Here is a 20,592-nt window from a genome sequence, read left to right as displayed (position 1 = left end):
GTTTGAAAGTTGAATCAGAACCCATCCCCGTCATTGCGAGCGCAGCGAAGCAATCCATCGCGCCACTTGCGGAGAAAATGGATTGCTTCGCTGCGCTCTACCCATCCTACGGCCTGACCTCACTCGCTTGCCTCGAGCCATTCCGCGGCACCGCGCCAGAGCGTGTCGCGGTGCTCGGGGCGGAAGAAACCGAAATGGCCGATCTTCTTGACGCCTGCATCCGCCGGCGTGATCGAGATGATCTCCGGTTTGGCGGCGCCAAATCCCGAGCACAGCAATTCGACCGCGGGCCGCGTCGCCCAGGGATCGTCGCTGATGCAGAGCGCGCGCAGGGCGCCCTCGAACTTCGCGAAGTTCGATAGCGTGGTGAGCGCAGCATCATCGAACAGATAGCGCGGGCGGTTCACCCAATTCGTCCATTGCTCGAACACCCCCTTCGGCAAATCCATGCCGAGCCCGGCCCAGCCGGGTGTGTAGCCGAGCATGCGGGTCAACGGCAAAAGGATGTAGTTCATGGCGCCGTAGACACGATAGCGTTCGGGCGAGGCCATCAATCGCCAGGTCGCGGCCTGCGAGGCGACCAGCAGCGCGCGCGACACCTCGATGTTGTTCGGGATCAGTCCCAGCGCCTGGCCGCCGAAGGAATGGCCGATATAAGCGAGCGGCAGCGCCCGGTTGCGCTCGCGCATCCATCTCACGGCGGCGGTGACGTCGAGCGCGGCCCAGTCCGACATCGAAGCCTTGAAGCCGACCAGCGATTTCGGCTGCTTGTCTCCGCTCACGGACTTCGGCCCGGAATCGCCGGTGCCGCGATAATCGTAGGTGAGGACGACGGAGCCGCGCTTGGCGAGATAGGCGGCAAAGCCCTTGTAGACCTTGCGCGGCACGGCGGTCGCCGAATTGATCAGGACCGCTTGCCACTTGGCGCCGCGGGGCAGGAACAGCGTCGCTCCGAGAGGGTAGCCGTCGATGGCGGGTACAATGATGTCGTCGGCGAAGACGTCGTCGAGCGCAGCCTCAGCCACTTACGGATTTTCCTTAAGCGTTGACGTTTTGCTCTAACAAATGCGAATTCGACTGTTGTTGCAAGAGCTTGAGCGGACAGATGGAATTCCGGCTGGCGGTCCTTCAACAGCCTGTATATATAGCTTCGCTTTCCCGGATAAGTAGCGGTTTTTGCTCAGGAGTTAACGCCCATGTCCGAGCGCTGGACACCCGACAGTTGGCGCGCCAAGACGGTCTTGCAGATGCCGGACTATCCGGATGCCAAGGTACTGGCCGACGTGGAGGCGCAGCTTGCGACCTTTCCGCCGCTGGTGTTCGCGGGCGAAGCCCGCAACCTGAAGAAAGCGCTGGCGCGTGTCGCTGCCGGCGAGGCTTTCCTCTTGCAGGGCGGCGACTGCGCGGAGAGTTTTGCCGAGCACGGCGCCAACAACATCCGCGACTTCTTCCGTGTGCTGCTGCAGATGGCGGTGGTCCTGACTTATGCCGGCGCGCTGCCAGTGGTGAAGGTTGGCCGCATCGCCGGGCAATTCGCCAAGCCGCGCTCCTCGCCGACCGAGAAGGCAGGCGACGTCGAACTGCCGAGCTATCGCGGCGACATCATCAACGACATTGCCTTCACGAAGGAGGCGCGCACGCCCGATCCGCAGCGCCAGTTGATGGCCTATCGGCAGTCGGCGGCGACCCTCAATTTGCTGCGGGCGTTCGCCACCGGCGGCTTCGCCAATCTTGGGAGCGTGCACCAGTGGATGCTCGGCTTCCTGAAGGACTCGCCGCAGTCGCGCCGCTACAAGGAACTCGCCGACCGCATCTCGGAAGCGCTGAACTTCATGCGTGCCTGCGGCCTAGACCTCGAGAGCCATCCGGAACTGCGATCGACCGATTTCTATACCAGCCACGAGGCCCTGCTGCTCGGCTATGAGCAGGCGCTGACGCGGGTCGATTCCACGACCGGCGACTGGTACGCGACCTCGGGCCACATGATCTGGATCGGCGACCGCACCCGCCAGCTCGAGAACGGCCATGTCGAATATTTCCGCGGCATCAAGAATCCGATCGGCCTGAAATGCGGCCCGTCGCTGAAGCCGGATGAACTCCTGAAGCTGATCGACGTGCTGAACCCTGACAACGAGCCCGGCCGGCTGACGCTGATCGCTCGCTTCGGCGCCGACAAGGTTGCCGAGCATCTGCCGGCGCTGATCCGGGCGGTGAAGCGGGAAGGGCGGACGGTGGTGTGGTCCTGCGATCCCATGCACGGCAACACCATCACCTCGACATCAGGCTACAAGACCCGTCCGTTCGACCGGGTGCTGTCGGAAGTGAAGTCGTTCTTCGCCATCCACCAGGCCGAAGGCACCTACGCCGGCGGCGTTCACCTGGAGATGACCGGGCAGGACGTCACCGAATGCATCGGCGGCGCGCGCGCGATCACGGACGAGGATCTCAACGACCGCTACCACACGGTCTGCGATCCCCGTCTCAACGCCGAACAGTCGATCGATATGGCCTTCCTGATCGCAGAGCTCCTGAAACAGGAGCGGGCGAGCAAGGTCAAACCGATGCCGGCAGTAGCGGGGCTCTAACACTTGCTGCGGTTCTGGCGGGCCACCATCAATTCGTGGAACGGCCTTGGCTTTGCGATCCGTTCCGAGCAGGCGGTTCGCGAGGAGGTTGTGGCGCTGTTGTTGTCGGTGCCGGCGGCGTGGCTGATCGGCGCCACCGTGATGCGCTCCGTCGAGCTCGTTGCATCGGTGGTGCTGGTGCTCGTGATCGAGCTGCTCAACACCGCGATCGAGAAGCTCGCCGACCGCCTGACCACGGACCATGATCCGCAGATCGGTCGGGTCAAGGACATGGGCTCCGCCGCGGTCGGCGTTGCGCTGGTGATGGCCGGGCTGTTCTGGCTGTTCGCCCTCGCCGAGCGCATGGGCATGATCTAACGCAGGCGATTGCAGTTTACAGGGGTGCAAGGCACCATTGATCCCATGAGCGAACCTGAGTTCATTGTTACACTGGCGCAACTCAATCCGACTGTCGGCGACGTCGCCGGCAACGCCTCGAAGGCGAGCGCCGCGCGGCAGACGGCGAAGGCCGCCGGCGCCGATCTCATGGTGCTGTCGGAGCTGTTCATCGCCGGCTATCCGCCGGAGGACCTGATCCTGAAGCCGGCGTTCCAGGCCGCCTGCCGTGCCGCGGTCGAGGAACTGGCGCGTGAGACGGCTGATGGCGGTCCGGCGGTCCTGATCGGGACGCCCTGGGTCGAGGACGGCAAGCTCTATAACGCCTGCGCGCTGCTCGACGGCGGCCGCATCGCAGCGCTGCGCTTCAAGGCCAACTTGCCGAACTACGGCGTCTTCGACGAGAAGCGGCTATTCGCACGCGGACCGGCGCCGGGGCCGGTCACGGTGAAGGGTGTCCGGGTCGGCGTGCCCATTTGCGAGGACATCTGGCTCGAAGAGTCCGAGGATTATGAGAACGTCGTCGAATGTCTCGCCGAGACCGGCGCGGAAATCCTAGTGGTGCCGAACGGCTCGCCCTATGCGCGCGACAAGAACGATCTCCGGCTTTCGATCGCGGTCGCCCGCGTCACTGAGAGCGGCTTGCCGCTGATCTATCTGAACGAGGTGGGCGGGCAGGACGAATTGGTGTTCGACGGCGCCTCGTTCGCGCTCAACGCTGATCTGTCGGTGGCGGCGCAGCTTCCGGCCTTCGAGGAGAGCATCACGACGCTGCGCTGGACCAGGAGCGAGGCGGGCTGGCGCTGCAACGGACCGATCATGCCACTGCTCGAGGGCGACAAGGCGGACTATGCGGCCTGCGTGCTCGGTTTGCGCGACTATGTCCGCAAGAACGGCTTTCCGGGGGTGCTGCTCGGCGTCTCCGGCGGCATCGATTCGGCGCTCTGCGCGGCGATTGCGGTGGACGCACTCGGTACCGAGCAGGTCCACGGCGTGATGCTGCCGTTCCGCTATACCGCGCAGGTGTCGCTGGATGATGCGGCAAGCCTGACCAGGATGCTCGGCATCCGCTACGACGTGCTGCCGATCGCGGACGCCGTGAGCGGGTTCGAGAAGATCCTTGCCGAGCCGTTCAAGGGCCTGCCGCGCGACATCACCGAGGAGAATTTGCAGGCGCGCACCCGCGGCACCTTGTTGATGGCGCTCTCCAACAAGACCGGCGCGATGGTGGTGACCACCGGCAACAAGTCGGAGATGTCGGTCGGCTACGCCACGCTCTACGGCGACATGAATGGCGGCTTCAACCCGATCAAGGACATCTACAAGACCGAGGTGTTCCGGCTTTCCGCCCTGCGCAACACCTGGAAGCCGGACGGCGCGCTCGGCCCGTCGGGCGAGGTGATCCCGCCCTCGATCATCATGCGGCCGCCGACGGCCGAACTGCGCGAGAACCAGACCGATCAGGACTCGCTGCCGCCTTACGACGTGCTCGATGCGATCCTGGAACGCCTGGTCGAGCGCGAGGAGCCGCTCGCGTCGATCGTCGCCGCAGGCTTCGATCGCGAACTGGTCGCGCGTATCGATCGCCTGCTTTCCATCGCCGAATACAAGCGCCGGCAGGCCGCGCCCGGCGTCAAGGTCACGCCGAAGAATTTCGGCCGCGACCGCCGTTATCCCATCACCAACCGCTTTCGCGATCGCGGCGAGGCGTTGCCGCAGCCGGACGAGAAGCTGGTGACGCGCGGTACCCGCGCTTCGGTGGAGGCGTTCGAGGGCTGATTATTGTTGTTTCTTCGGGAGGAAAGTCGGGCCAACGGTGCGGATCGGCCGATCTCCCGGCGGGGTCTGGTCGACCGGCGCTGCCGGTGCGTCGGGCGCCGGGCTGGCATTCGCTGATGTCGCGCCCTTCTTCCCGGCCGGGGCCTGCTTGGTGGACTGCTGTTGCGCGCGTTGCTGCATCTTCCGCGCGCTCTCCTCGGTGACGATGATGTCGCCCTGCTGCTCGACGGCGGCCTTGTCGTCGACCGATTTCAGCGCCTCCGCCCAGGTCTGCCCCGCCGGCTTGCAGGAGCAGGACGGGTTGAACTCGGTGCGGAACTTGAACGCGTTCGGCAGCGACGTATAGGGCTGGCCATTGACCGAGACCGCCTGGTTGATGTCCTCGCCGGGATTGCGATAGGCGAACAGGGTTGCTTCCGCCGCCGGGCACTGCGCCTTGCAGGTCTTCTCGTCGTCGGCGAAGCGTCCCTGCACCGTCGCAAACGAGATCGGGAAATAGGCGCCGTCACAGCTTCGCACGCAGACCGTACGGTAGGTGCCGGATTGCGGGGCGAGGTCGCCGGTCGGCGGCGCAATGGTCACGTTATCATCGTTACGATTGCCAAAGAGATTGTCGAGGAAATTGCCAGGCCCCCGCACGGCATTGGCATATTGCGGGCCGCAATTGTTCTGCGCGAGCGCAGTCAACACCGAGCGGCGCTGGTTCTCGCGGTCGCCGCCGCCGAGCCCACCGCTGCGCATCCGCTCCAGGGTCATCATGATTTGATCGAGATTGCTGCGCATCTGCTGGATCTGGGTGTTGATCGGACCGCATTGCGCCGGGCCGTTGTTGAACAGCGAGAAGAAGCCGGAGCCATCGCAGCCCATGCGCCGCCCCTGCGCGATCACACGGTCGAGCTCGGCCTGCTGTCTCGAGGCGGCTTCCTGGTAGCGGCGGATCTGCTCGTCCCTGATCGAATCGCCGCTGCCGCCTCCGCGGTCGATGCTCGCAAGCTGACCCTCGAGCCGGATGCAGATCGGATTGGACGGCGCGCCTGGCGGCGCGTCCTGAGACATCTGCGCGTAAGCATCGTCAGGCGTCTGCGCCAAGGCATCAGTGGCCGGCAGGGCAGTGCCGACCAGAAGGGCGCACATCAAAATCCAGCGGGAGAAGCAAGAGTTCAGGCGATTGGGCATGTCCAGTCACAGAATGACGCCGCGCGGCGGGCGAGCCCGACGGCGCGGCCAAGGCCGCCTGCAATAGCCGTTTCTCGGGGCAGCGTCACGTCGTTTCCGGGGCCCCGATGTGGCAAAACCCCGTGAGAATACCGGCCCTTGGCAGGCCCTTGGCTGCCACCTTGGCCGGATCAGCGCTGGCAGGTGATGGCGATATATTCGCCGCAGGCGGCGCCGCTGCAGTTTCCCGCGGCCTTCGGAACGGCGCCGGTAATTTCGTCAGGATCGACGCGGCGATAGGCGGTGGCCTGGGCAAAATCTCGTGACTGGCAATAGGAGCGGGCGGCGTGCGCCCCGCACTTGTCGCCCCGCGCGAGGCATTCGTCGACACCATAGCCGTCATCATGGTTGGCGATGATGAAGACGCGGCTGTCGGCCAGTGCGGCGGAGGTGGCTAAAATGAATGTGCAGGCAAGGAATGCCGATCGAAATCGCATGGAGCACCGAGTGGGGAAGGGAACCAGTGCCTATCCGATTACGCCCAATACGTTAATAATGATTAACCATGGTGCGTTTGGAATCATCGGAAGGGGCGGAATCGCCTTCAGAACGGGCGCAAACAGCCCTTGACGCCGTCCCCCGGATGGCGCCATGGTGGAACCATGAACGGCCACCTCGCCATCTGCAGCATTTGCCGCGAGATTATTAGCTAGCGATTCGCTGGCTGAGGCCGTCTTTTCTCACATCGAGATCACGTGACGACCCGGCCACAAGGGACGGGTATTCCATGCAATTGCGTCTGTACGATACGTTGACCCGGGAAAAGCGGCCCTTCGCGCCGCTCGATCCCAACAATGTGCGCATGTATGTCTGCGGGCCGACGGTCTATGACTTCGCCCATATCGGCAACGCGCGCCCGGTGATCGTCTTCGACGTGCTGTTCCGCTTGCTGCGGCACGTCTACGGCGAGAACCGCGTCAAATATGTCCGGAACGTCACCGACGTCGACGACAAGATCAACGACCGCGCTGCGCGGGATTATCCCGGCCTGCCGCTGAACGAGGCGATCCGCAAGGTCACCGAGCAAACGGAGCGCCAGTTTCACGAGGACGTCGACGCGCTCGGCGCGTTGCGCCCCACCGTCGAGCCGCGCGCGACCGAGCACATCGCGGAGATGCGGGTGCTGATCGAGAAGCTGGTCACAGATGGTTTTGCCTATGTCGCCGAAGACCACGTGCTGTTCTCGCCGCAGGCGATGAACGCCGCCAACGGCGTGCTGCCGCGCTATGGCGCGCTCGCCAACCGCTCGCTGGACGAGATGATCGCGGGCGCCCGTGTCGATGTTGCCCCCTACAAGCGCGACAACACCGATTTTGTGCTGTGGAAGCCAGCGAAGCCCGGCGAGCCGTCCTGGCCGTCGCCGTCAGGCATCGCAGCGCCGGGACGTCCGGGCTGGCATATCGAATGCTCGGCAATGGCGTGGAAGCATCTCGGCGAGCAGTTCGACATCCATGGCGGCGGCATCGACCTCGTGTTCCCGCATCATGAGAACGAACTCGCGCAAAGCTGCTGCGCCTTCCACGAAGCGCGGATGGCGAACACCTGGATGCACAACGGCTTCCTGCAGGTCGAAGGCGAGAAGATGTCGAAGTCGCTCGGCAACTTCGTCACGATCAGGGAGTTGCTGGCGGATTGGCCGGGCGAAGTGCTGCGCCTGAACATGCTCAAGACGCACTATCGCTCGCCGATCGACTGGACGCTGAAGGGATTGGAAGAAAGCGCCAGGACGCTCGACGACTGGTACGCCGTGGCAGCAGATGCCGTGGGCGATCGGCCGGCTGAGGGCGTGGTCGAGGCATTGTCCGACGATCTCAACACGGCGCAGACGATCACGGCGCTGCACGGATTGCGGAATGCGGCTGTGAGCGATGGAGAGGCGCGCGGCACTTTTGCGGTATCGCTCCGCTTCCTGGGCTTCCTCGGCCAGAGTGCCGCGGAATGGAAGGGCCGCAAGCAGCAGGCGAGTGGCATCGATCCGAAATGGGTTGAAGGCCTGATCTTGGATCGTGCGGCCGCACGTGCGCGGAAGGATTTCAAGGAGTCCGATCGCATCCGCGACGAGCTTGTGGCCAAGGGCGTCGTGCTGAAAGACGGCAAGGGGGCCGACGGCAAACCCGTGACCACATGGGAGTTGGCATGATGGCACAGGCACTCCCACAACCCGGACTGCGACCGTTCCTGCCGGCGGATACGCCGATGCTGGCGGCGATCTTCGTGGCCGCGATCCAGGAACTGACCGGCGACGACTACGGCGAGACGCAGCAGGAAGCCTGGGCAGCCGTGGCTGATGACGAGGTGGCCTTCGGCAAGAAGCTCGCCGCGGAGTTGACGCTGATCGCAACCATCCAGAATTCGCCGGTCGGCTTTGCTTCGCTGAAGAACAACAACCAGATCGACATGCTCTACGTGCATCCGAGCGTGGCCGGGCAGGGCGTCGGCGCGATGCTGTGCGACGCGCTGGAAAAGCTCGCCGGCGCGCGCGGCACCAAGACGCTTTCGGTCGATGCCAGCGACAACGCGCTCGATTTCTTCCGCAAGCGCGGCTACGTCGCCAAGCAGCGCAACAGCGTGAGTATTGAGGGCGAGTGGCTCGCCAACACCACGATGCAGAAGACGCTGGCGAATGGCACTGCCGCGGGAGGTACGCCGTGAGCCGCGAACGTCTCTATCTCTTCGACACCACCCTGCGCGACGGCGCGCAGACCAATGGCGTCGATTTCACCTTGCAGGACAAGCAGGTGATTGCGCAAATGCTGGACGAACTCGGCATCGACTATGTCGAGGGCGGTTATCCCGGCGCCAACCCGACCGACACCGAATTCTTCTCGGCAAAGCCGAAATTCGACCATGCACGCTTCACCGCCTTCGGCATGACGCGGCGTCCAGGCCGCTCGGCGTCCAACGATCCCGGGTTGGCGACGATCCTGGAGGCGAAGGCGGACGCGATCTGCTTCGTCGCGAAATCGAGCGCCTATCAGGTGCGCGTCGCGCTGGAGACCACGAACGAGGAGAACCTCGCTTCGATCGGTGACAGCGTCGCCGCGGCGACGGCTGCCGGGCGCGAGGTGATGGTCGATTGCGAGCATTTCTTCGACGGCTACAAGGAGAATGCCGAGTTCGCGCTGGCGTGCGCCAAGGCCGCCTATGAGGCCGGCGCGCGCTGGGTGGTGTTGTGCGACACCAATGGCGGCACCATGCCACATGAGATCGAAACCATCGTCGGCGACGTCGTGCGCCATATCCCCGGCAGCCATCTCGGCATCCACGCCCATAACGATACCGAGCAGGCGGTGGCGAACTCGCTTGCGGCGGTGCGCGCCGGCGTGCGCCAGATCCAGGGCACGCTGAACGGGTTAGGGGAGCGCTGCGGCAACGCCAATCTCTGCTCGCTGATCCCGACGCTCAGGCTGAAGAAGGAGTTCTCCGAGAAGCTTGAGATCGGCGTTACGCCAGAGAAGATGACGACGCTGATGAAGGTGTCGCGCACGCTCGACGACATGCTCAACCGCGCGCCCAACCGGCACGCGGCTTATGTCGGCGAAAGCGCCTTCGTCACCAAGACCGGCATCCATGCGTCCGCCGTGCTGAAGGACCCTCAGACCTACGAGCACGTGCCGCCGGAATCCGTCGGCAATCACCGCAAGGTGCTGGTGTCGGACCAGGCCGGACGCTCCAACGTCATCGCCGAGCTCGACCGGGCCGGCATTCCCTACGAGAAGAACGATCCGAAGCTGACGCGGCTCGTCGCCGAGCTGAAGGAGCGCGAAGCCGCGGGCTTCGCCTATGAATCCGCCAACGCCTCGTTCGAGCTGCTGGCGCGGCGTACGCTCGGAAAGGTGCCGGAATATTTCAAGGTCGAGCAGTTCGACGTCAATGTCGAGCAGCGCGACAATGCCCTCGGCCAGCGCGTCACGGTCGCGCTCGCGGTAGTGAAGGTCAACGTCGCCGGCGAGCGGCTGATCTCGGCCGCTGAAGGCAACGGCCCCGTCAACGCGCTCGACGTCGCCTTGCGCAAGGACCTCGGCAAGTATCAGAAATATATCGAGGGATTGAAACTGATCGATTACCGCGTGCGTATCCTCAATGGAGGCACCGAGGCAGTGACGCGCGTGTTGATCGAGAGTGAAGACGAGACCGGCGAAAGCTGGACCACGGTCGGCGTGTCGCCGAACATCATCGATGCTTCGTTCCAGGCGTTGATGGATTCGGTATTCTACAAGCTGGTGAAGTCAGGCGCGACGGGGTGAGGGGCGCGGCGACGCATCGGCAAACACCGTCATTGCGAGCGCAGCGAAGCAATCCATCTCTCCACGCGTGGAAGCATGGATTGCTTCGTCGCTTCGCTCCTCGCATGACGGTGAACCTAGGGTGAGGGTAACGCATGATCGACCATCTCTCTGTCGGTGTCAGCGATCTCGAACGTTCCGCGCGCTTCTATGAAGCAACGTTCGCGCCACTTGGCCTCTCGCGCCTGGTCACGCGTCCGGCCACGATCGGGTTCGGCAAGAGCTATCCCGAATTCTGGATCAACCTGCGCGCCGGGATGAAGCCGGTCGCGTCTGATACGGGCAGTCACATCTGCCTGCGGGCGAAATCAACCGCCGAGGTCGATGCCTTCCATGCCGCGGCCCTGAGTGCCGGCGGCCGTTCCGACGGCGCGCCTGGGCTGCGCCCGCACGACCGTGTCAGATACTACGCGGCGTTCGTCACCGATCCTGACGGCAACCGCATCGAGGCGGTGACGTTTCCGAGCGAGTGAGCCTCTTCGTTGGAGCATGATCTCCGCGCAAACGCTTCGCGTTTGTCGCGAGGGAAAACCGGTTTCCACTTTTCCGGATCATGCTCTTACAGTCGCCGCGCCACGTCCGGCGCGAGTTCCTTGCCGGCCTCGGGCGCGCGCGCGGCAGCGGCGCGCAGGCGCGGCACGATGTCCTCGACGCGGTCGGCCGTCAGCACCTCGAGCGGCAGCGTCGGGCGGATGAAGGCCGTCGAGCGCATATGATCGAGCAGCGCGAGCAGCGGCTCCCAGAAGCCGTCGATATTGGCGAGCAGCACCGGCTTGGTGTGCCGGCCGAGCTGCTGCCAAGTGAGCTGCTCGACCAGCTCTTCCAGCGTGCCGATGCCGCCGGGCAGCGCCACGAAGGCATCCGAGCGCTCGAACATCAGCCGCTTGCGCTCGTGCATGTCGGGCGTGACGATCATCTCCTGGACGCGGGTGAGCGCGTTCTCGCGGGCGCGGAGAAAATCCGGGATGATGCCGGTGACCTTGCCGCCATGGTCGAGCGTGGAGGTCGCGACCGCGCCCATCAGTCCGATCGAGCCGCCGCCATAGACGAGGCGGATATCACTCTCGGCAAAGATCCTTCCGAGCGCGTTGGCTGCTTCGACAAAGCTGGGGCTGGTGCCGGGGCCGGAGCCACAATAGACGCAGACGGTTTTGATCTGGTTCATAGGTCTGATTTGGTTCATCCGCTCATGTGGCACTGCAACGAAAAAAACGTCAAGCCCGGCATTTCACGTGTCGTGGCGTAAAAGTGGCGTAAATCGCTGAAAATCGTGAAAGATCCACTCCATGAGGGTTTCCGCGAGGTCAAAATCCCCTATATGACGGGCACAATGCGGATCCATGCAAATCACGTGACAGCGAACCGGCGCGCCGTCCTGACGTCGGCGATGGCTTAATGTCGTCCCAACCCCAACTGCGCCTGAACGATATGTCATCTGCCGACGCAAACAGAGCCGAGAAGGCGACCCTGGTCGGTACGCTCGCGCATCTGTGGCCCTATATCTGGCCTGGCGACCGCACTGATCTGAAGATGCGCGTAGCGTGGTCGATGGTGCTTCTGCTCCTCGCCAAGCTCGCGACGCTGTCGGTGCCCTTCACCTTCAAATGGGCGATCGACGCGCTGAACGGCACGCCCAGCGCGCCGGTGCAATCGTCGAACTGGACGATGTGGCTGATCGCTTCGCCGCTCCTGTTGACGGCTGGGTACGGCGCGGTGCGTGTCCTGATGGCGGTGCTGACGCAATGGCGCGACGGCATCTTTGCCCGCGTCGCCATGCATGCGGTGCGGCGGCTTGCCTATCTCACCTTCGTGCACATGCACGAATTGTCGCTGCGTTTTCACCTGGAACGCAAGACCGGCGGACTGACGCGCATCCTCGAACGCGGCCGCACCGGCATCGAGACCATCGTGCGGATGGTGATCCTGCAGTTGATCCCGACGGTGGTCGAGGTTGCGCTATTGACGGCCGTGCTGCTTTGGCAGTTCGATTGGCGCTATGTCGGCGTCGTCGTGATCACTGTCGCGGCGTTCATGTACTACACCTATGTCGCGACCGAATGGCGGATCGAGATCCGCCGCAAGATGAACGACTCCGACACCGAAGCGAACACCAAAGCGATCGACTCGCTCCTCAACTACGAGACCGTGAAATATTTCGGCGCCGAGGCGCGCGAGGCCGAGCGCTACGACCGCTCGATGGAGCGCTATGAGCACGCCAGCATCAAGACCTATACGTCGCTGGCGATCCTCAACACCGGCCAGGCGATCATCTTCACCGCCGGCCTGACGGCGATCATGCTGCTGTGCGCGATCGGCATCCGCAATGGCAGCAACACGGTGGGCGATTTCGTGCTGGTCAACGCCATGATGATCCAGCTCTACCAACCGCTCAATTTCATGGGCATGGTCTATCGCGAGATCAAGCAGGCGATCATCGACATCGAGAAGATGTTCGGCGTGCTTGCGCGCAAGGCGGAGATCAAGGACGCAGCCGATGCCAAGCCGCTCGTGGTGACGGCGGGCAGCGTGCGGTTCGAGGATGTGCGGTTCGCCTACGAGCCTGATCGCCCGATCCTGAAAGGCCTCTCCTTCGAGGTGCCGGCCGGCAAGACGGTCGCGATCGTCGGTCCCTCGGGCGCCGGCAAGTCCACGATCTCGCGGCTGTTGTTCCGCCTCTACGACGTCTCCAGCGGCAGCATCCTGATCGACGGCCAGGACATCCGCAACGTCACGCAAAATTCGCTCCGCGCCTCGATCGGCATGGTGCCGCAGGACACCGTGCTGTTCAACGACACCATCCGCTACAACATCCGCTATGGCCGTTGGGATGCTGACGATGCCGAGGTGGAAGAGGCGGCAAAGCTCGCGCAGATCGATACGTTCATCCGGATGTCGCCGAAGGGGTACGAGACCCAGGTCGGCGAGCGCGGCCTGAAACTGTCGGGCGGCGAGAAGCAGCGGGTGGCGATCGCCCGCACGGTGCTGAAGGCGCCGCCGATCCTGGTGCTGGACGAGGCGACGTCCGCGCTCGATAGCCACACCGAGCATGAGATCCAGGCTGCGCTCGAGCGGGTCTCGCGCAACCGCACCTCGCTGGTAATTGCGCACCGGCTCTCGACCATCGTCGGCGCCGACGAGATCATCGTCATCGACCAGGGCCGCATCGCCGAGCGCGGAACCCACCCCCGGCTTTTGGCGCAGGGCGGGCTTTATGCCAGTATGTGGAACCGGCAGCGCGAGGCCGAGGAGGCGCGGGAGAAGCTGGCGATGGTCGACGACGGAAGCGAGGCGCCGAACCGCGAGCCGCCGCCGGTCGACGAACCCGAGCCTGATCCCGTCGAGAAGCCCTTGCCGACGGCCGCCGAATAGGCTCCATCTCCGTCGCGAGCCTGATCCGGTTAGACGGAATCGGATCATGCTCTCATCTCTTTGTTTGAGCATGATCTTTTCGGAAAACCGGTTTCTACTTTTCCGGGTCATGCTCTAGGACCGGAAAACCGAGTGAGAGTCGATGTCGATCGCCAATTCCATCCGCGCGCAGATTCCGCCCATTCATCCTGAGGGCTATCCGTTCATCGGCGGCTTCGCGCTGGCGAGCCTGATCCTGTTCTGGATCTGGACGCCGCTGGGCTGGATCGGGGCCGTGCTGACGGTCTGGTGCGCGCTGTTCTTCCGCGATCCGGTGCGGGTGACGCCGGTGCGGGACGGGCTGGTGGTGGCGCCCGCCGACGGGCGCGTCTCGATGATTACTCAAGCCCTGCCGCCGGCCGAACTGGGGCTAGGCGACCGGCCGCTGACGCGGGTCTCGATCTTCATGAGCGTGTTCAACTGTCACGTGAACCGCAGTCCGGTTGCGGGGCGGATCGACCGGATCGCCTACCGGCCGGGCGTCTTCATCAATGCGGAGCTCGACAAGGCCAGCGAGGACAATGAGCGCAACTCGCTCGTGATCTCGACGCCCAACGGCCGCATCGGCGTGGTCCAGATCGCAGGCCTGGTGGCGCGGCGCATCGTCTCCTTCGTGCGCGAAGGCCAGTCGATCGGCGCCGGCGAACGGTTCGGCCTGATCCGGTTCGGCTCGCGGCTCGATGTCTACCTGCCCGAAGGCACCAAGCCTCTGGTATCCGAGGGCCAGACGGCGATCGCCGGCGAGACCGTTCTGGCCGATTTCCGCACCCCCGAGCCGGGGTGGACGTACCGGGCCGATTAACCATCGGCACCCCCAATTGCGGCGCCTTGCCGCTGCGATGGCGGAGGGCGCCGGCGCTTGTTATATAATCGCGAGCCATGATGCCGATCGATTCCAAATACCCGGAACTGCGCCGCCGGCGGTTTCGCCAGATTCCGGTCCGGTTGCTGGTGCCCAATGTCATCACGCTGCTCGCGATCTGTGCCGGCCTGACCGCGATCCGCCTGTCGACCGAAGGGCGGATGGAGCTCGCGGTCGCGGCGATCGTGTTCGCTGCAGCGCTTGACGGCATCGACGGGCGCATCGCACGCCTGATCAAGGGCCAGTCGAAGTTCGGCGCCGAGCTCGACAGCCTCGCGGATTTCGTCAATTTCGGCGTGGCGCCTGGTCTGATCCTCTATTTCTGGCAACTGCACGAATTGGGCAATGGCGGCTGGATTGCGGCCATGGTGTTCGCGATCAGCGGCGGGCTGCGGCTCGCCCGCTTCAACGCCTCGATCGACGATCCAAACAAGCCGGCATTCGCGGCGAATTATTTCACCGGCGTGCCGGCGCCAGCTGGCGCCATCACGGTGTTGCTGCCGGTCTATTTGGGCTTCCTGGGCATCACTACGCCGCCGACGATGCTGACGGCCTTCTACACGCTCCTGATCGCGTTCCTGATGGTGTCGCGCCTGCCGGTGTTTTCCGGCAAGACAATGCGCATGCGGGTGCCGCCGGAAATGCTGCTGCCGGTGTTCGTGTCGGTGGTGTTCTTCATCGCGCTATTGGTCAGCTATCCCTGGCACATCCTCTCCGCGGGCTCGGTGCTCTATCTGATCAGCCTGCCATGGGGCTGGAAAACGTATCGCGACCACGCGCGCGCCGCGGAGGCGCAGGCCGCTGTGCCGGCCGGAGCCCCGACGTCGGCAACTCCGTCGCCGAGCTATCCGGGTGTCGCTGACGCCGACCACGACGATCGTCCGGCGCGGCTTAATTGAATAATGCCAAACCCTCATGGTGAGGAGCGGCCTTAGGCCGCGTCTCCGGACGATGCTTCGCATCGCCGTGAGAACCGTGAGGCCCCGTCTGCAGCCTTCATCCTTCGAGACGCGCTTCGCGCTCCTCTGGATGAGGAGCGATAGCGCATTCCTCGCCCGCCCAAATGTCAGCCATGAGCGGAAGCTTGGTTGGGTTCACGGCCGATCTCGGCTATAGGCATGGGCCAAGATCGTCTCGTCAAGAAGCGTCCATTTGCCAGGAGAAACGCCGTGAATAAAGCCGTCACTGCCCCGCTGTCCGCGTCCGTCCTCGAAGCCTTAGCGCGCTATGACACGCCGACGATCTGCAACGCGATGGAGATCGTCGCCCCGGAACGGCGGTTGATCGGCTACACCACCAAGCCGTTGGTCTGCCCGTTCCCGGACCTGCCGCCGATTGTCGGCTATGCCCGCACCGTGACGATCCGCTCGGTGCTGCAATCCGGTCTGCCGGCGGCCGAGCAGGCCAAGCGCCGCATCGAATACTACGAATATGTCGGCACCGGCTTTGGTCCGCGCATCGCCGTGATCCAGGATATCGATGGCGCCGATGTCGGCTATGGTGCGTTCTGGGGCGAGGTGCAGAGCAATGTGCACAAGGCGCTCGGCTGTCTCGGTGTGATCACTGACGGCTCGATCCGTGACATCCCGCAATGGGCGCCGGGCTTCCAGGCGCTCGCCGGATCGATCGGCCCGTCGCACGCCTGGGTGCATGCCGAGAGCTTCGGCGGCGAGGTGCGGGTTGCCGGCATGACCGTGCGCTCCGACGATCTTATCCATGCCGACAGCCATGGTGCGATCGTGATCCCGAACGATGTCGCCGCCAAGCTGCCGGATGCGGCCGAACTCTGCGCGCGTCGCGAGACGCCGATCCTGGAGATCGCACGCAGCCCGGACTTCTCGCTCGAGAAGTTGAAGGAAGCGCTGAAGCGCTCGGCCGAGATCCACTAACTCCAATAGGTCGCGGCTCAGAGCGCCGCGACCTTGGCGACGTCGTGGGCGCCGCGAATGACCATGTCGATGGCGACATAGAGGATGACGGCGAGGCCGACATAGGCGATCCAGCGATGCTTCTGCAGCAGCCGCGCGATGAAGGTCGCGGCTGCGCCCATCAATGCGATGGAGAGGATCAGGCCGAAAATCAGCACGCTCGGGTGCTCGCGGGCCGCTCCCGCGACAGCCAGGACGTTGTCGAGCGACATCGAGACGTCGGCGACGATGATCTGCGTCGTGGCCTGGAAGAGCGTCTTCCGGGGCGCCCCGTCTGCAGACGCGCCACCGAGCTCTGCGTCGGCTTCCTCTTTCGCGGTGGCGCGCAGCTCGCGCCACATTTTCCAGCACACCCACAACAGCAGGATTCCGCCGGCAAGCAAGAGGCCGACGATCTGCATGATCTGCGTTGCCACGACGGCAAACATGATGCGCAGCACGGTCGCCGCCAGAATGCCGATCAGGATCGCCTTGCTACGTTGCTTCTCGGGCAGGCCGGCTGCGGCAAGGCCGATCACGACGGCATTGTCGCCTGCGAGCACCAGGTCAATCAGGACGACCTGCAACAGCGCGGTGAGAAATTCAAAGCCAAGAAATTCGGACACGGGTCATGCTCCCCTTCTGGTCTGGAGAGTGACCCGGATGAGATACCGGCTTGATGGCGACGCACATCGGTGAGGGATTCACCGATACGTCCCGCGATCAATGCCGCAGATCAAAGCAGGGCCACTCCAACTTAACTCCAGTCCGACATCGCAGCCTGTCGGCTGCCAGAGGGGCCCGGCCTGGTACGCTTTAGATCATGATCCGATGAGACGGATCATGATCTCATCTCTTTGAGTTCGAGCATGATCTCCGCGCAAACGCTTCGCGTTTGTCGCGAGGAAAACCGGTTTCCACTTTTCCGGATCATGCTCTGTTACGGTCGCGAATTCGCACGCGCGACGGCTTCTTCCTCGAAGAACAGCGCCGCCTGGTCCGGTTCTCCAAAGATTGCCGCTGCACACCCCATGAAGGTGAATGCACCGGCAAAATCCCACCACGTGACTTTCCCTGAGTTCTCCTGAGCCTTGATCAGGCGCGCCAGGATGGCGGCCACTGCGGCCTCCGCGAACAGCAGGATGCTGAACGCAGGCAGCACGAGCTCAGGTTCGAGCACGCGGATCATCAGGATGGCAGGGAACACGGTCAGGGCGCCGAACAGTGCGAACAGACCGAAAGGCTCCAGCGACGGAGCATTTCGCATGATCCAGTTTGAACTGGAGGCCAACATCGGTTCCCTTTGAATGAACGAACGCCCAATAGCAGCCGCGCAGCATCTGCTGATGAGCCAGCTATTGGCGGCAACCAATAGCAAAACACTCTTGCGCGCGGGAGGTTTCTGACCCGTGGCGCAGCGCCGCAGACGGGTGTAGTTGTCCTTCGACCGCCGTGTGGAACCCGGGCGGGCAGGGACCGGAGGTGTGCGATGGAAATGCGTGACAAAACCGTGTTCATCACCGGCTCAACCGACGGTGTCGGCCGCTACGTTGCGAAGAGGCTCGCCATCGGCGGCGCCAGCGTGCTGGTCCACGGGCGCGACAAAGCGCGCGGGGCATCGCTGATCGAAGAGATCAGGCGGGCAGGAGGCCGCGAGCCCATTTTCTATCAGGCCGACCTGTCCTCGCTTGCCGAGACGCGAAAACTCGGCGAGGCCGTGCTCGCGAACCACAAGCGGCTCGACGTCTTCATCAGCAATGCCGGGATCGGCTCGCAGAACGAGGGATCCGCGCGGCAGACCAGCAGGGACGGCTATGAGCTGCGCTTTGCCGTGAACTACCTTGCGGGTTTCCTGCTCGCGCGTCTGTTGCTGCCGCTGTTGAAGGCGAGCGCGCCGTCGCGGATCGTCAATGTCGCTTCGCTCGGCCAGCATCCGATCGACTTCGACGACGTGATGATCACGAAGAACTACAGCGGCTCGCGCGCTTATGCCCAGAGCAAGCTTGCGCAGATCATGTTCACGATCGATCTCGCAGAAGAGCTGAAAGCCTCGGGCGTCACCGCAAATTCGCTGCACCCGGCAACCTATATGAACACCACGATGGTGCGCGCCGGCGGCATCACCCCGATCTCGACCGTCGAGCAGGGCGGCGAAGCGATCCTGCATCTGGTGTCGGGAGACGATGTCGCCGATGAGAGCGGGCTGTTCTTCAACGGCATGAACGAGGCCAGGGCCAATCCGCAGGCCTATGAGGCGTCGGCGCGGAGACGGCTGCGCGCGCTCAGTCTCGAACTCACGGGGCTCGATAGCGGTCACTGAGCGGCGCCGGCGATTATGGTTAGCGAAAGATTGAGACCAGCGCTGCGCTCAGGCCTGATCCGGCCACTCGGGATTTTACGGGTTCCTCTTCGGCTTAACCTTTACGGGTCTTTAATGGCGGCCACGTAGGGTTTTCCGGCGCGGTCCGGGGTTGGGTCGTGCACCGTCCAGGACAGGCGGTGTGTAGCGTACGCGTTGGAGTCTCCCATGGATATTATGACGGGCGTCGGGCTCGTGATGGGCATCATCGTGATCTCAGCGATGATGCTGATGGGCGGCGACCTGCACATGTTCATTTCCGAACATGCGATGATCATCATTTTCGGCGGATCGATCGCGGCCACGATGATCCGCTTTCCATTGGCCGCGATCCTGCATGGCCTGCCGCTGGGCGCCAAATTCGCCTTCACCATGAGCCGGCTTTCGGCGCGCGATCTCGTCGACGAACTGGCCCGGATTGCCGAGATCGCCCGCAAGCAGGGGCCGGTGGGCCTTGAAAAGGTCGAGACCAACGAGCCCTTCCTGGCCAAGGGAATCCGCTACGTCGCCGACGGCTACGACCTCGAATTCATTCGCGACAATCTCGAACGCGACCGCGACAATTTCCTGATGCATCTCGACGAGGGCAGCAAGATCTACCGCGCGATCGGCGACTGCGCGCCGGCCTTCGGCATGATCGGCACGCTGATCGGCATGGTGCAGATGTTCGCCAACATGACCGATCCCTCCAAGCTCGGCCCGTTCATGGCGACCGCGCTGCTGGCCACGCTCTATGGCGCGCTGGTTGCGAACCTGTTCTGTCTGCCGATCGCCGACAAGCTGCACGGCAAGCTCCTCGACGAGGAAACCAACCGCACCCTGATCATCGACGGCATCCTGATGATCCGCGATTCGAAGAGCCCGGCGCTGGTTCGCGAAATGCTGCTCGCCTATCTCCCGGAAAAGCACCGCGAGGGAGAGGGCGAGCCGGTCCCGGCCTGACCTTCGGCCTGGCAGCGGTCCGGAGCTTCACCCGATGGCCAAGAAAAAGCGTGGCGACGCACATACCGGAGGTCACGGCTGGTTCGTGACCTTCGCCGACCTGATGGGGTTGATGATGAGCTTCTTCGTGATGCTCGTCGCCTTCTCCAGCATGGACAACAACAAGCTGAAGATCGTCGCAGGCTCGATGCGCGACGCCTTCGGCTCGCAGACCAATGTGCGCTATTCCGGTATCATCGAATCCGACGGCCTGCCGACGCGGCCGAAGTTGAAGAACGTCGAGCATATCTCGCCGGAGGAGACGTCGGACCGGCCGACGCCCGACGAGAAGGAGCGCAACCAGGAGAACGGCGCCAAGCTGCACACCGACCGCGCCTTCGCGCTCGCGTCCGCTTCGCTGCGGCAGGCGCTGCAGGACATGCCGGAATTGACCGAAATGTCCAAGCACATCATGTTCGAGGAAACCAAGGAGGGTCTCAACCTCGAGATCATCGACCAGGACGGCCGCTCGATGTTCGCCGACGGCTCCAAGGTACCTTACGACCGGACACGGCGGCTGATCCAGAAGCTCGCCGGGCCGCTCAAGGCAACGCCGCTGCGCGTATCCATCGTCGGCCACACCGCCGCCGGTTTCGTGCCGGCGCGCAGCGACTACGGAGCGTTCGACCTGTCGGCGGACCGCGCCAACGCGGTGCGCCAGATCCTGGAGCGCGAAGGGCTGCCCCCCTCGCACATCTTCGCCGTCTCGGGCAAGGCCGACAGCCAGCCGTTGTTTCCGGACGATCCTTCGCTCGCGGCAAACCGTCGCGTCACCATCACCTTGATGCGTGAGGATCCGCCGCTGCCGCCCGGCTTGAAGCCGTAATCCGCCGAA

Annotated in this window: 20 protein-coding genes; 14 read left to right on the top strand and 6 right to left on the bottom strand. The window is 63.9% G+C overall.

Features of this window, described 5'->3' with window-relative positions; translation table 11 throughout:
* Positions 1-119: 119 nt before the first annotated feature.
* Entirely contained in the window at positions 120-1,025 is a 906-nt protein-coding gene (locus AC5ZG5_RS10990; RefSeq protein WP_456641850.1) for an alpha/beta hydrolase family protein, read from the bottom strand.
* Positions 1,026-1,196: 171 nt separating this feature from the next.
* On the opposite strand from AC5ZG5_RS10990, the gene AC5ZG5_RS10985 reads away from it, so the two are divergent.
* Genes AC5ZG5_RS10985 through AC5ZG5_RS10975 form a run of 3 tightly spaced genes read left to right on the top strand, consistent with a single transcriptional unit; the run spans position 1,197 to position 4,739 of the window.
* A complete protein-coding gene (locus AC5ZG5_RS10985) occupies positions 1,197-2,585 on the top strand; it encodes a class II 3-deoxy-7-phosphoheptulonate synthase (protein WP_456641849.1) in 1,389 nt (462 codons plus the stop codon).
* 3 nt (positions 2,586-2,588) lie between these two features.
* Positions 2,589-2,942, top strand: a complete 354-nt coding sequence (locus AC5ZG5_RS10980) for a diacylglycerol kinase (protein WP_028166519.1) — start codon at positions 2,589-2,591, stop codon at positions 2,940-2,942.
* A 45-nt stretch (positions 2,943-2,987) separates the two neighbouring features.
* Positions 2,988-4,739, top strand: a complete 1,752-nt coding sequence (locus AC5ZG5_RS10975) for an NAD+ synthase (RefSeq protein WP_456641848.1) — start codon at positions 2,988-2,990, stop codon at positions 4,737-4,739.
* Here AC5ZG5_RS10975 and AC5ZG5_RS10970 read toward each other — a convergent pair whose 3' ends face one another.
* Both AC5ZG5_RS10970 and AC5ZG5_RS10965 read right to left on the bottom strand, forming a co-directional pair.
* Positions 4,740-5,873: a DUF2865 domain-containing protein gene (locus tag AC5ZG5_RS10970; protein WP_035691287.1), complete on the bottom strand. Its 1,134-nt coding sequence runs from the start codon at positions 5,871-5,873 to the stop codon at positions 4,740-4,742. It lies immediately after the preceding gene.
* Positions 5,874-6,085: 212 nt separating this feature from the next.
* Positions 6,086-6,391: a hypothetical protein gene (locus tag AC5ZG5_RS10965; RefSeq protein ID WP_130226351.1), complete on the bottom strand. Its 306-nt coding sequence runs from the start codon at positions 6,389-6,391 to the stop codon at positions 6,086-6,088.
* Positions 6,392-6,681: 290 nt separating this feature from the next.
* Between AC5ZG5_RS10965 and cysS the strand changes: the two genes are divergently transcribed.
* The 4 genes from cysS (at position 6,682) to AC5ZG5_RS10945 (ending at position 10,713) form a co-directional block, all read left to right on the top strand.
* Positions 6,682-8,094 (top strand): cysteine--tRNA ligase, encoded by a 1,413-nt coding sequence (cysS, locus tag AC5ZG5_RS10960; protein ID WP_456641847.1) that lies wholly within the window; start codon positions 6,682-6,684, stop codon positions 8,092-8,094.
* Positions 8,094-8,606, top strand: a complete 513-nt coding sequence (locus tag AC5ZG5_RS10955) for a GNAT family N-acetyltransferase (protein WP_456641846.1) — start codon at positions 8,094-8,096, stop codon at positions 8,604-8,606. The genes cysS and AC5ZG5_RS10955 overlap by 1 nt, the downstream gene beginning before the upstream one ends.
* Entirely contained in the window at positions 8,603-10,201 is a 1,599-nt protein-coding gene (cimA, locus tag AC5ZG5_RS10950) for a citramalate synthase (protein ID WP_456641845.1), read from the top strand. Before AC5ZG5_RS10955 ends, cimA begins: the two co-directional genes overlap by 4 nt.
* A 134-nt stretch (positions 10,202-10,335) precedes the next feature.
* Complete coding sequence (locus AC5ZG5_RS10945; RefSeq protein WP_028166513.1) at positions 10,336-10,713, top strand: VOC family protein; 378 nt, start codon at positions 10,336-10,338, stop codon at positions 10,711-10,713.
* Between the two features lie 86 nt (positions 10,714-10,799).
* Here AC5ZG5_RS10945 and AC5ZG5_RS10940 read toward each other — a convergent pair whose 3' ends face one another.
* Entirely contained in the window at positions 10,800-11,405 is a 606-nt protein-coding gene (locus tag AC5ZG5_RS10940; RefSeq protein WP_028166512.1) for an LOG family protein, read from the bottom strand.
* A 230-nt stretch (positions 11,406-11,635) separates the two neighbouring features.
* Between AC5ZG5_RS10940 and AC5ZG5_RS10935 the strand changes: the two genes are divergently transcribed.
* The 4 genes from AC5ZG5_RS10935 to AC5ZG5_RS10920 all read left to right on the top strand — a co-directional run bounded on the left by AC5ZG5_RS10935 (position 11,636) and on the right by AC5ZG5_RS10920 (position 16,399).
* A complete protein-coding gene (locus AC5ZG5_RS10935) occupies positions 11,636-13,609 on the top strand; it encodes an ABCB family ABC transporter ATP-binding protein/permease (protein WP_456641844.1) in 1,974 nt (657 codons plus the stop codon).
* 142 nt (positions 13,610-13,751) lie between these two features.
* Entirely contained in the window at positions 13,752-14,450 is a 699-nt protein-coding gene (locus AC5ZG5_RS10930) for a phosphatidylserine decarboxylase (RefSeq protein ID WP_456641843.1), read from the top strand.
* 77 nt (positions 14,451-14,527) lie between these two features.
* On the top strand, positions 14,528-15,409 hold the full coding sequence (pssA, locus tag AC5ZG5_RS10925) for a CDP-diacylglycerol--serine O-phosphatidyltransferase (RefSeq protein WP_130226346.1): 882 nt from the start codon (positions 14,528-14,530) through the stop codon (positions 15,407-15,409).
* A gap of 270 nt (positions 15,410-15,679) precedes the next feature.
* On the top strand, positions 15,680-16,399 hold the full coding sequence (locus AC5ZG5_RS10920; protein ID WP_456641842.1) for an RraA family protein: 720 nt from the start codon (positions 15,680-15,682) through the stop codon (positions 16,397-16,399).
* Positions 16,400-16,416: 17 nt separating this feature from the next.
* On the opposite strand, the gene AC5ZG5_RS10915 is transcribed toward AC5ZG5_RS10920, so the two are convergent.
* Complete coding sequence (locus AC5ZG5_RS10915; protein ID WP_028166507.1) at positions 16,417-17,043, bottom strand: TerC family protein; 627 nt, start codon at positions 17,041-17,043, stop codon at positions 16,417-16,419.
* 314 nt (positions 17,044-17,357) lie between these two features.
* Positions 17,358-17,789 carry a hypothetical protein gene (locus tag AC5ZG5_RS10910; RefSeq protein WP_456641841.1) on the bottom strand — a complete coding sequence of 144 codons (432 nt, stop codon included), beginning with the start codon at positions 17,787-17,789 and terminating at the stop codon, positions 17,358-17,360.
* Positions 17,790-17,906: 117 nt separating this feature from the next.
* Between AC5ZG5_RS10910 and AC5ZG5_RS10905 the strand changes: the two genes are divergently transcribed.
* From AC5ZG5_RS10905 to AC5ZG5_RS10895, 3 genes are all read left to right on the top strand, one after another.
* Positions 17,907-18,737, top strand: coding sequence for an SDR family NAD(P)-dependent oxidoreductase (locus tag AC5ZG5_RS10905; RefSeq protein ID WP_456641840.1), 831 nt, complete (start codon positions 17,907-17,909; stop codon positions 18,735-18,737).
* Positions 18,738-18,944: 207 nt separating this feature from the next.
* On the top strand, positions 18,945-19,718 hold the full coding sequence (locus AC5ZG5_RS10900) for a motility protein A (protein ID WP_028166504.1): 774 nt from the start codon (positions 18,945-18,947) through the stop codon (positions 19,716-19,718).
* A 34-nt stretch (positions 19,719-19,752) separates the two neighbouring features.
* On the top strand, positions 19,753-20,583 hold the full coding sequence (locus AC5ZG5_RS10895; RefSeq protein ID WP_130226342.1) for an OmpA/MotB family protein: 831 nt from the start codon (positions 19,753-19,755) through the stop codon (positions 20,581-20,583).
* Positions 20,584-20,592: the final 9 nt, after the last annotated feature.

Source organism: Bradyrhizobium sp. Ses1 (genome assembly GCF_059512365.1).
This window is presented reverse-complemented; position numbering and strand designations above follow the sequence as displayed.

Excerpts from the sequence above, each read along its gene's own strand:
- AC5ZG5_RS10985 (WP_456641849.1), top strand. The coding sequence starts at position 1,197 with ATGTCCGAGCGCTGGACACCCGACAGTTGGCGCGCCAAGACGGTCTTG.
- AC5ZG5_RS10975 (WP_456641848.1), top strand. The coding sequence starts at position 2,988 with ATGAGCGAACCTGAGTTCATTGTTACACTGGCGCAACTCAATCCGACT.
- AC5ZG5_RS10970 (WP_035691287.1), bottom strand. The coding sequence starts at position 5,873 with ATGTGCGCCCTTCTGGTCGGCACTGCCCTGCCGGCCACTGATGCCTTG.
- AC5ZG5_RS10965 (WP_130226351.1), bottom strand. The coding sequence starts at position 6,391 with ATGCGATTTCGATCGGCATTCCTTGCCTGCACATTCATTTTAGCCACC.
- cysS (WP_456641847.1), top strand. The coding sequence starts at position 6,682 with ATGCAATTGCGTCTGTACGATACGTTGACCCGGGAAAAGCGGCCCTTC.
- AC5ZG5_RS10955 (WP_456641846.1), top strand. The coding sequence starts at position 8,094 with ATGGCACAGGCACTCCCACAACCCGGACTGCGACCGTTCCTGCCGGCG.
- AC5ZG5_RS10945 (WP_028166513.1), top strand. The coding sequence starts at position 10,336 with ATGATCGACCATCTCTCTGTCGGTGTCAGCGATCTCGAACGTTCCGCG.
- AC5ZG5_RS10940 (WP_028166512.1), bottom strand. The coding sequence starts at position 11,405 with ATGAACCAGATCAAAACCGTCTGCGTCTATTGTGGCTCCGGCCCCGGC.
- AC5ZG5_RS10935 (WP_456641844.1), top strand. The coding sequence starts at position 11,636 with ATGTCGTCCCAACCCCAACTGCGCCTGAACGATATGTCATCTGCCGAC.
- AC5ZG5_RS10930 (WP_456641843.1), top strand. The coding sequence starts at position 13,752 with ATGTCGATCGCCAATTCCATCCGCGCGCAGATTCCGCCCATTCATCCT.
- pssA (WP_130226346.1), top strand. The coding sequence starts at position 14,528 with ATGATGCCGATCGATTCCAAATACCCGGAACTGCGCCGCCGGCGGTTT.
- AC5ZG5_RS10905 (WP_456641840.1), top strand. The coding sequence starts at position 17,907 with ATGGAAATGCGTGACAAAACCGTGTTCATCACCGGCTCAACCGACGGT.
- AC5ZG5_RS10900 (WP_028166504.1), top strand. The coding sequence starts at position 18,945 with ATGGATATTATGACGGGCGTCGGGCTCGTGATGGGCATCATCGTGATC.
- AC5ZG5_RS10895 (WP_130226342.1), top strand. The coding sequence starts at position 19,753 with ATGGCCAAGAAAAAGCGTGGCGACGCACATACCGGAGGTCACGGCTGG.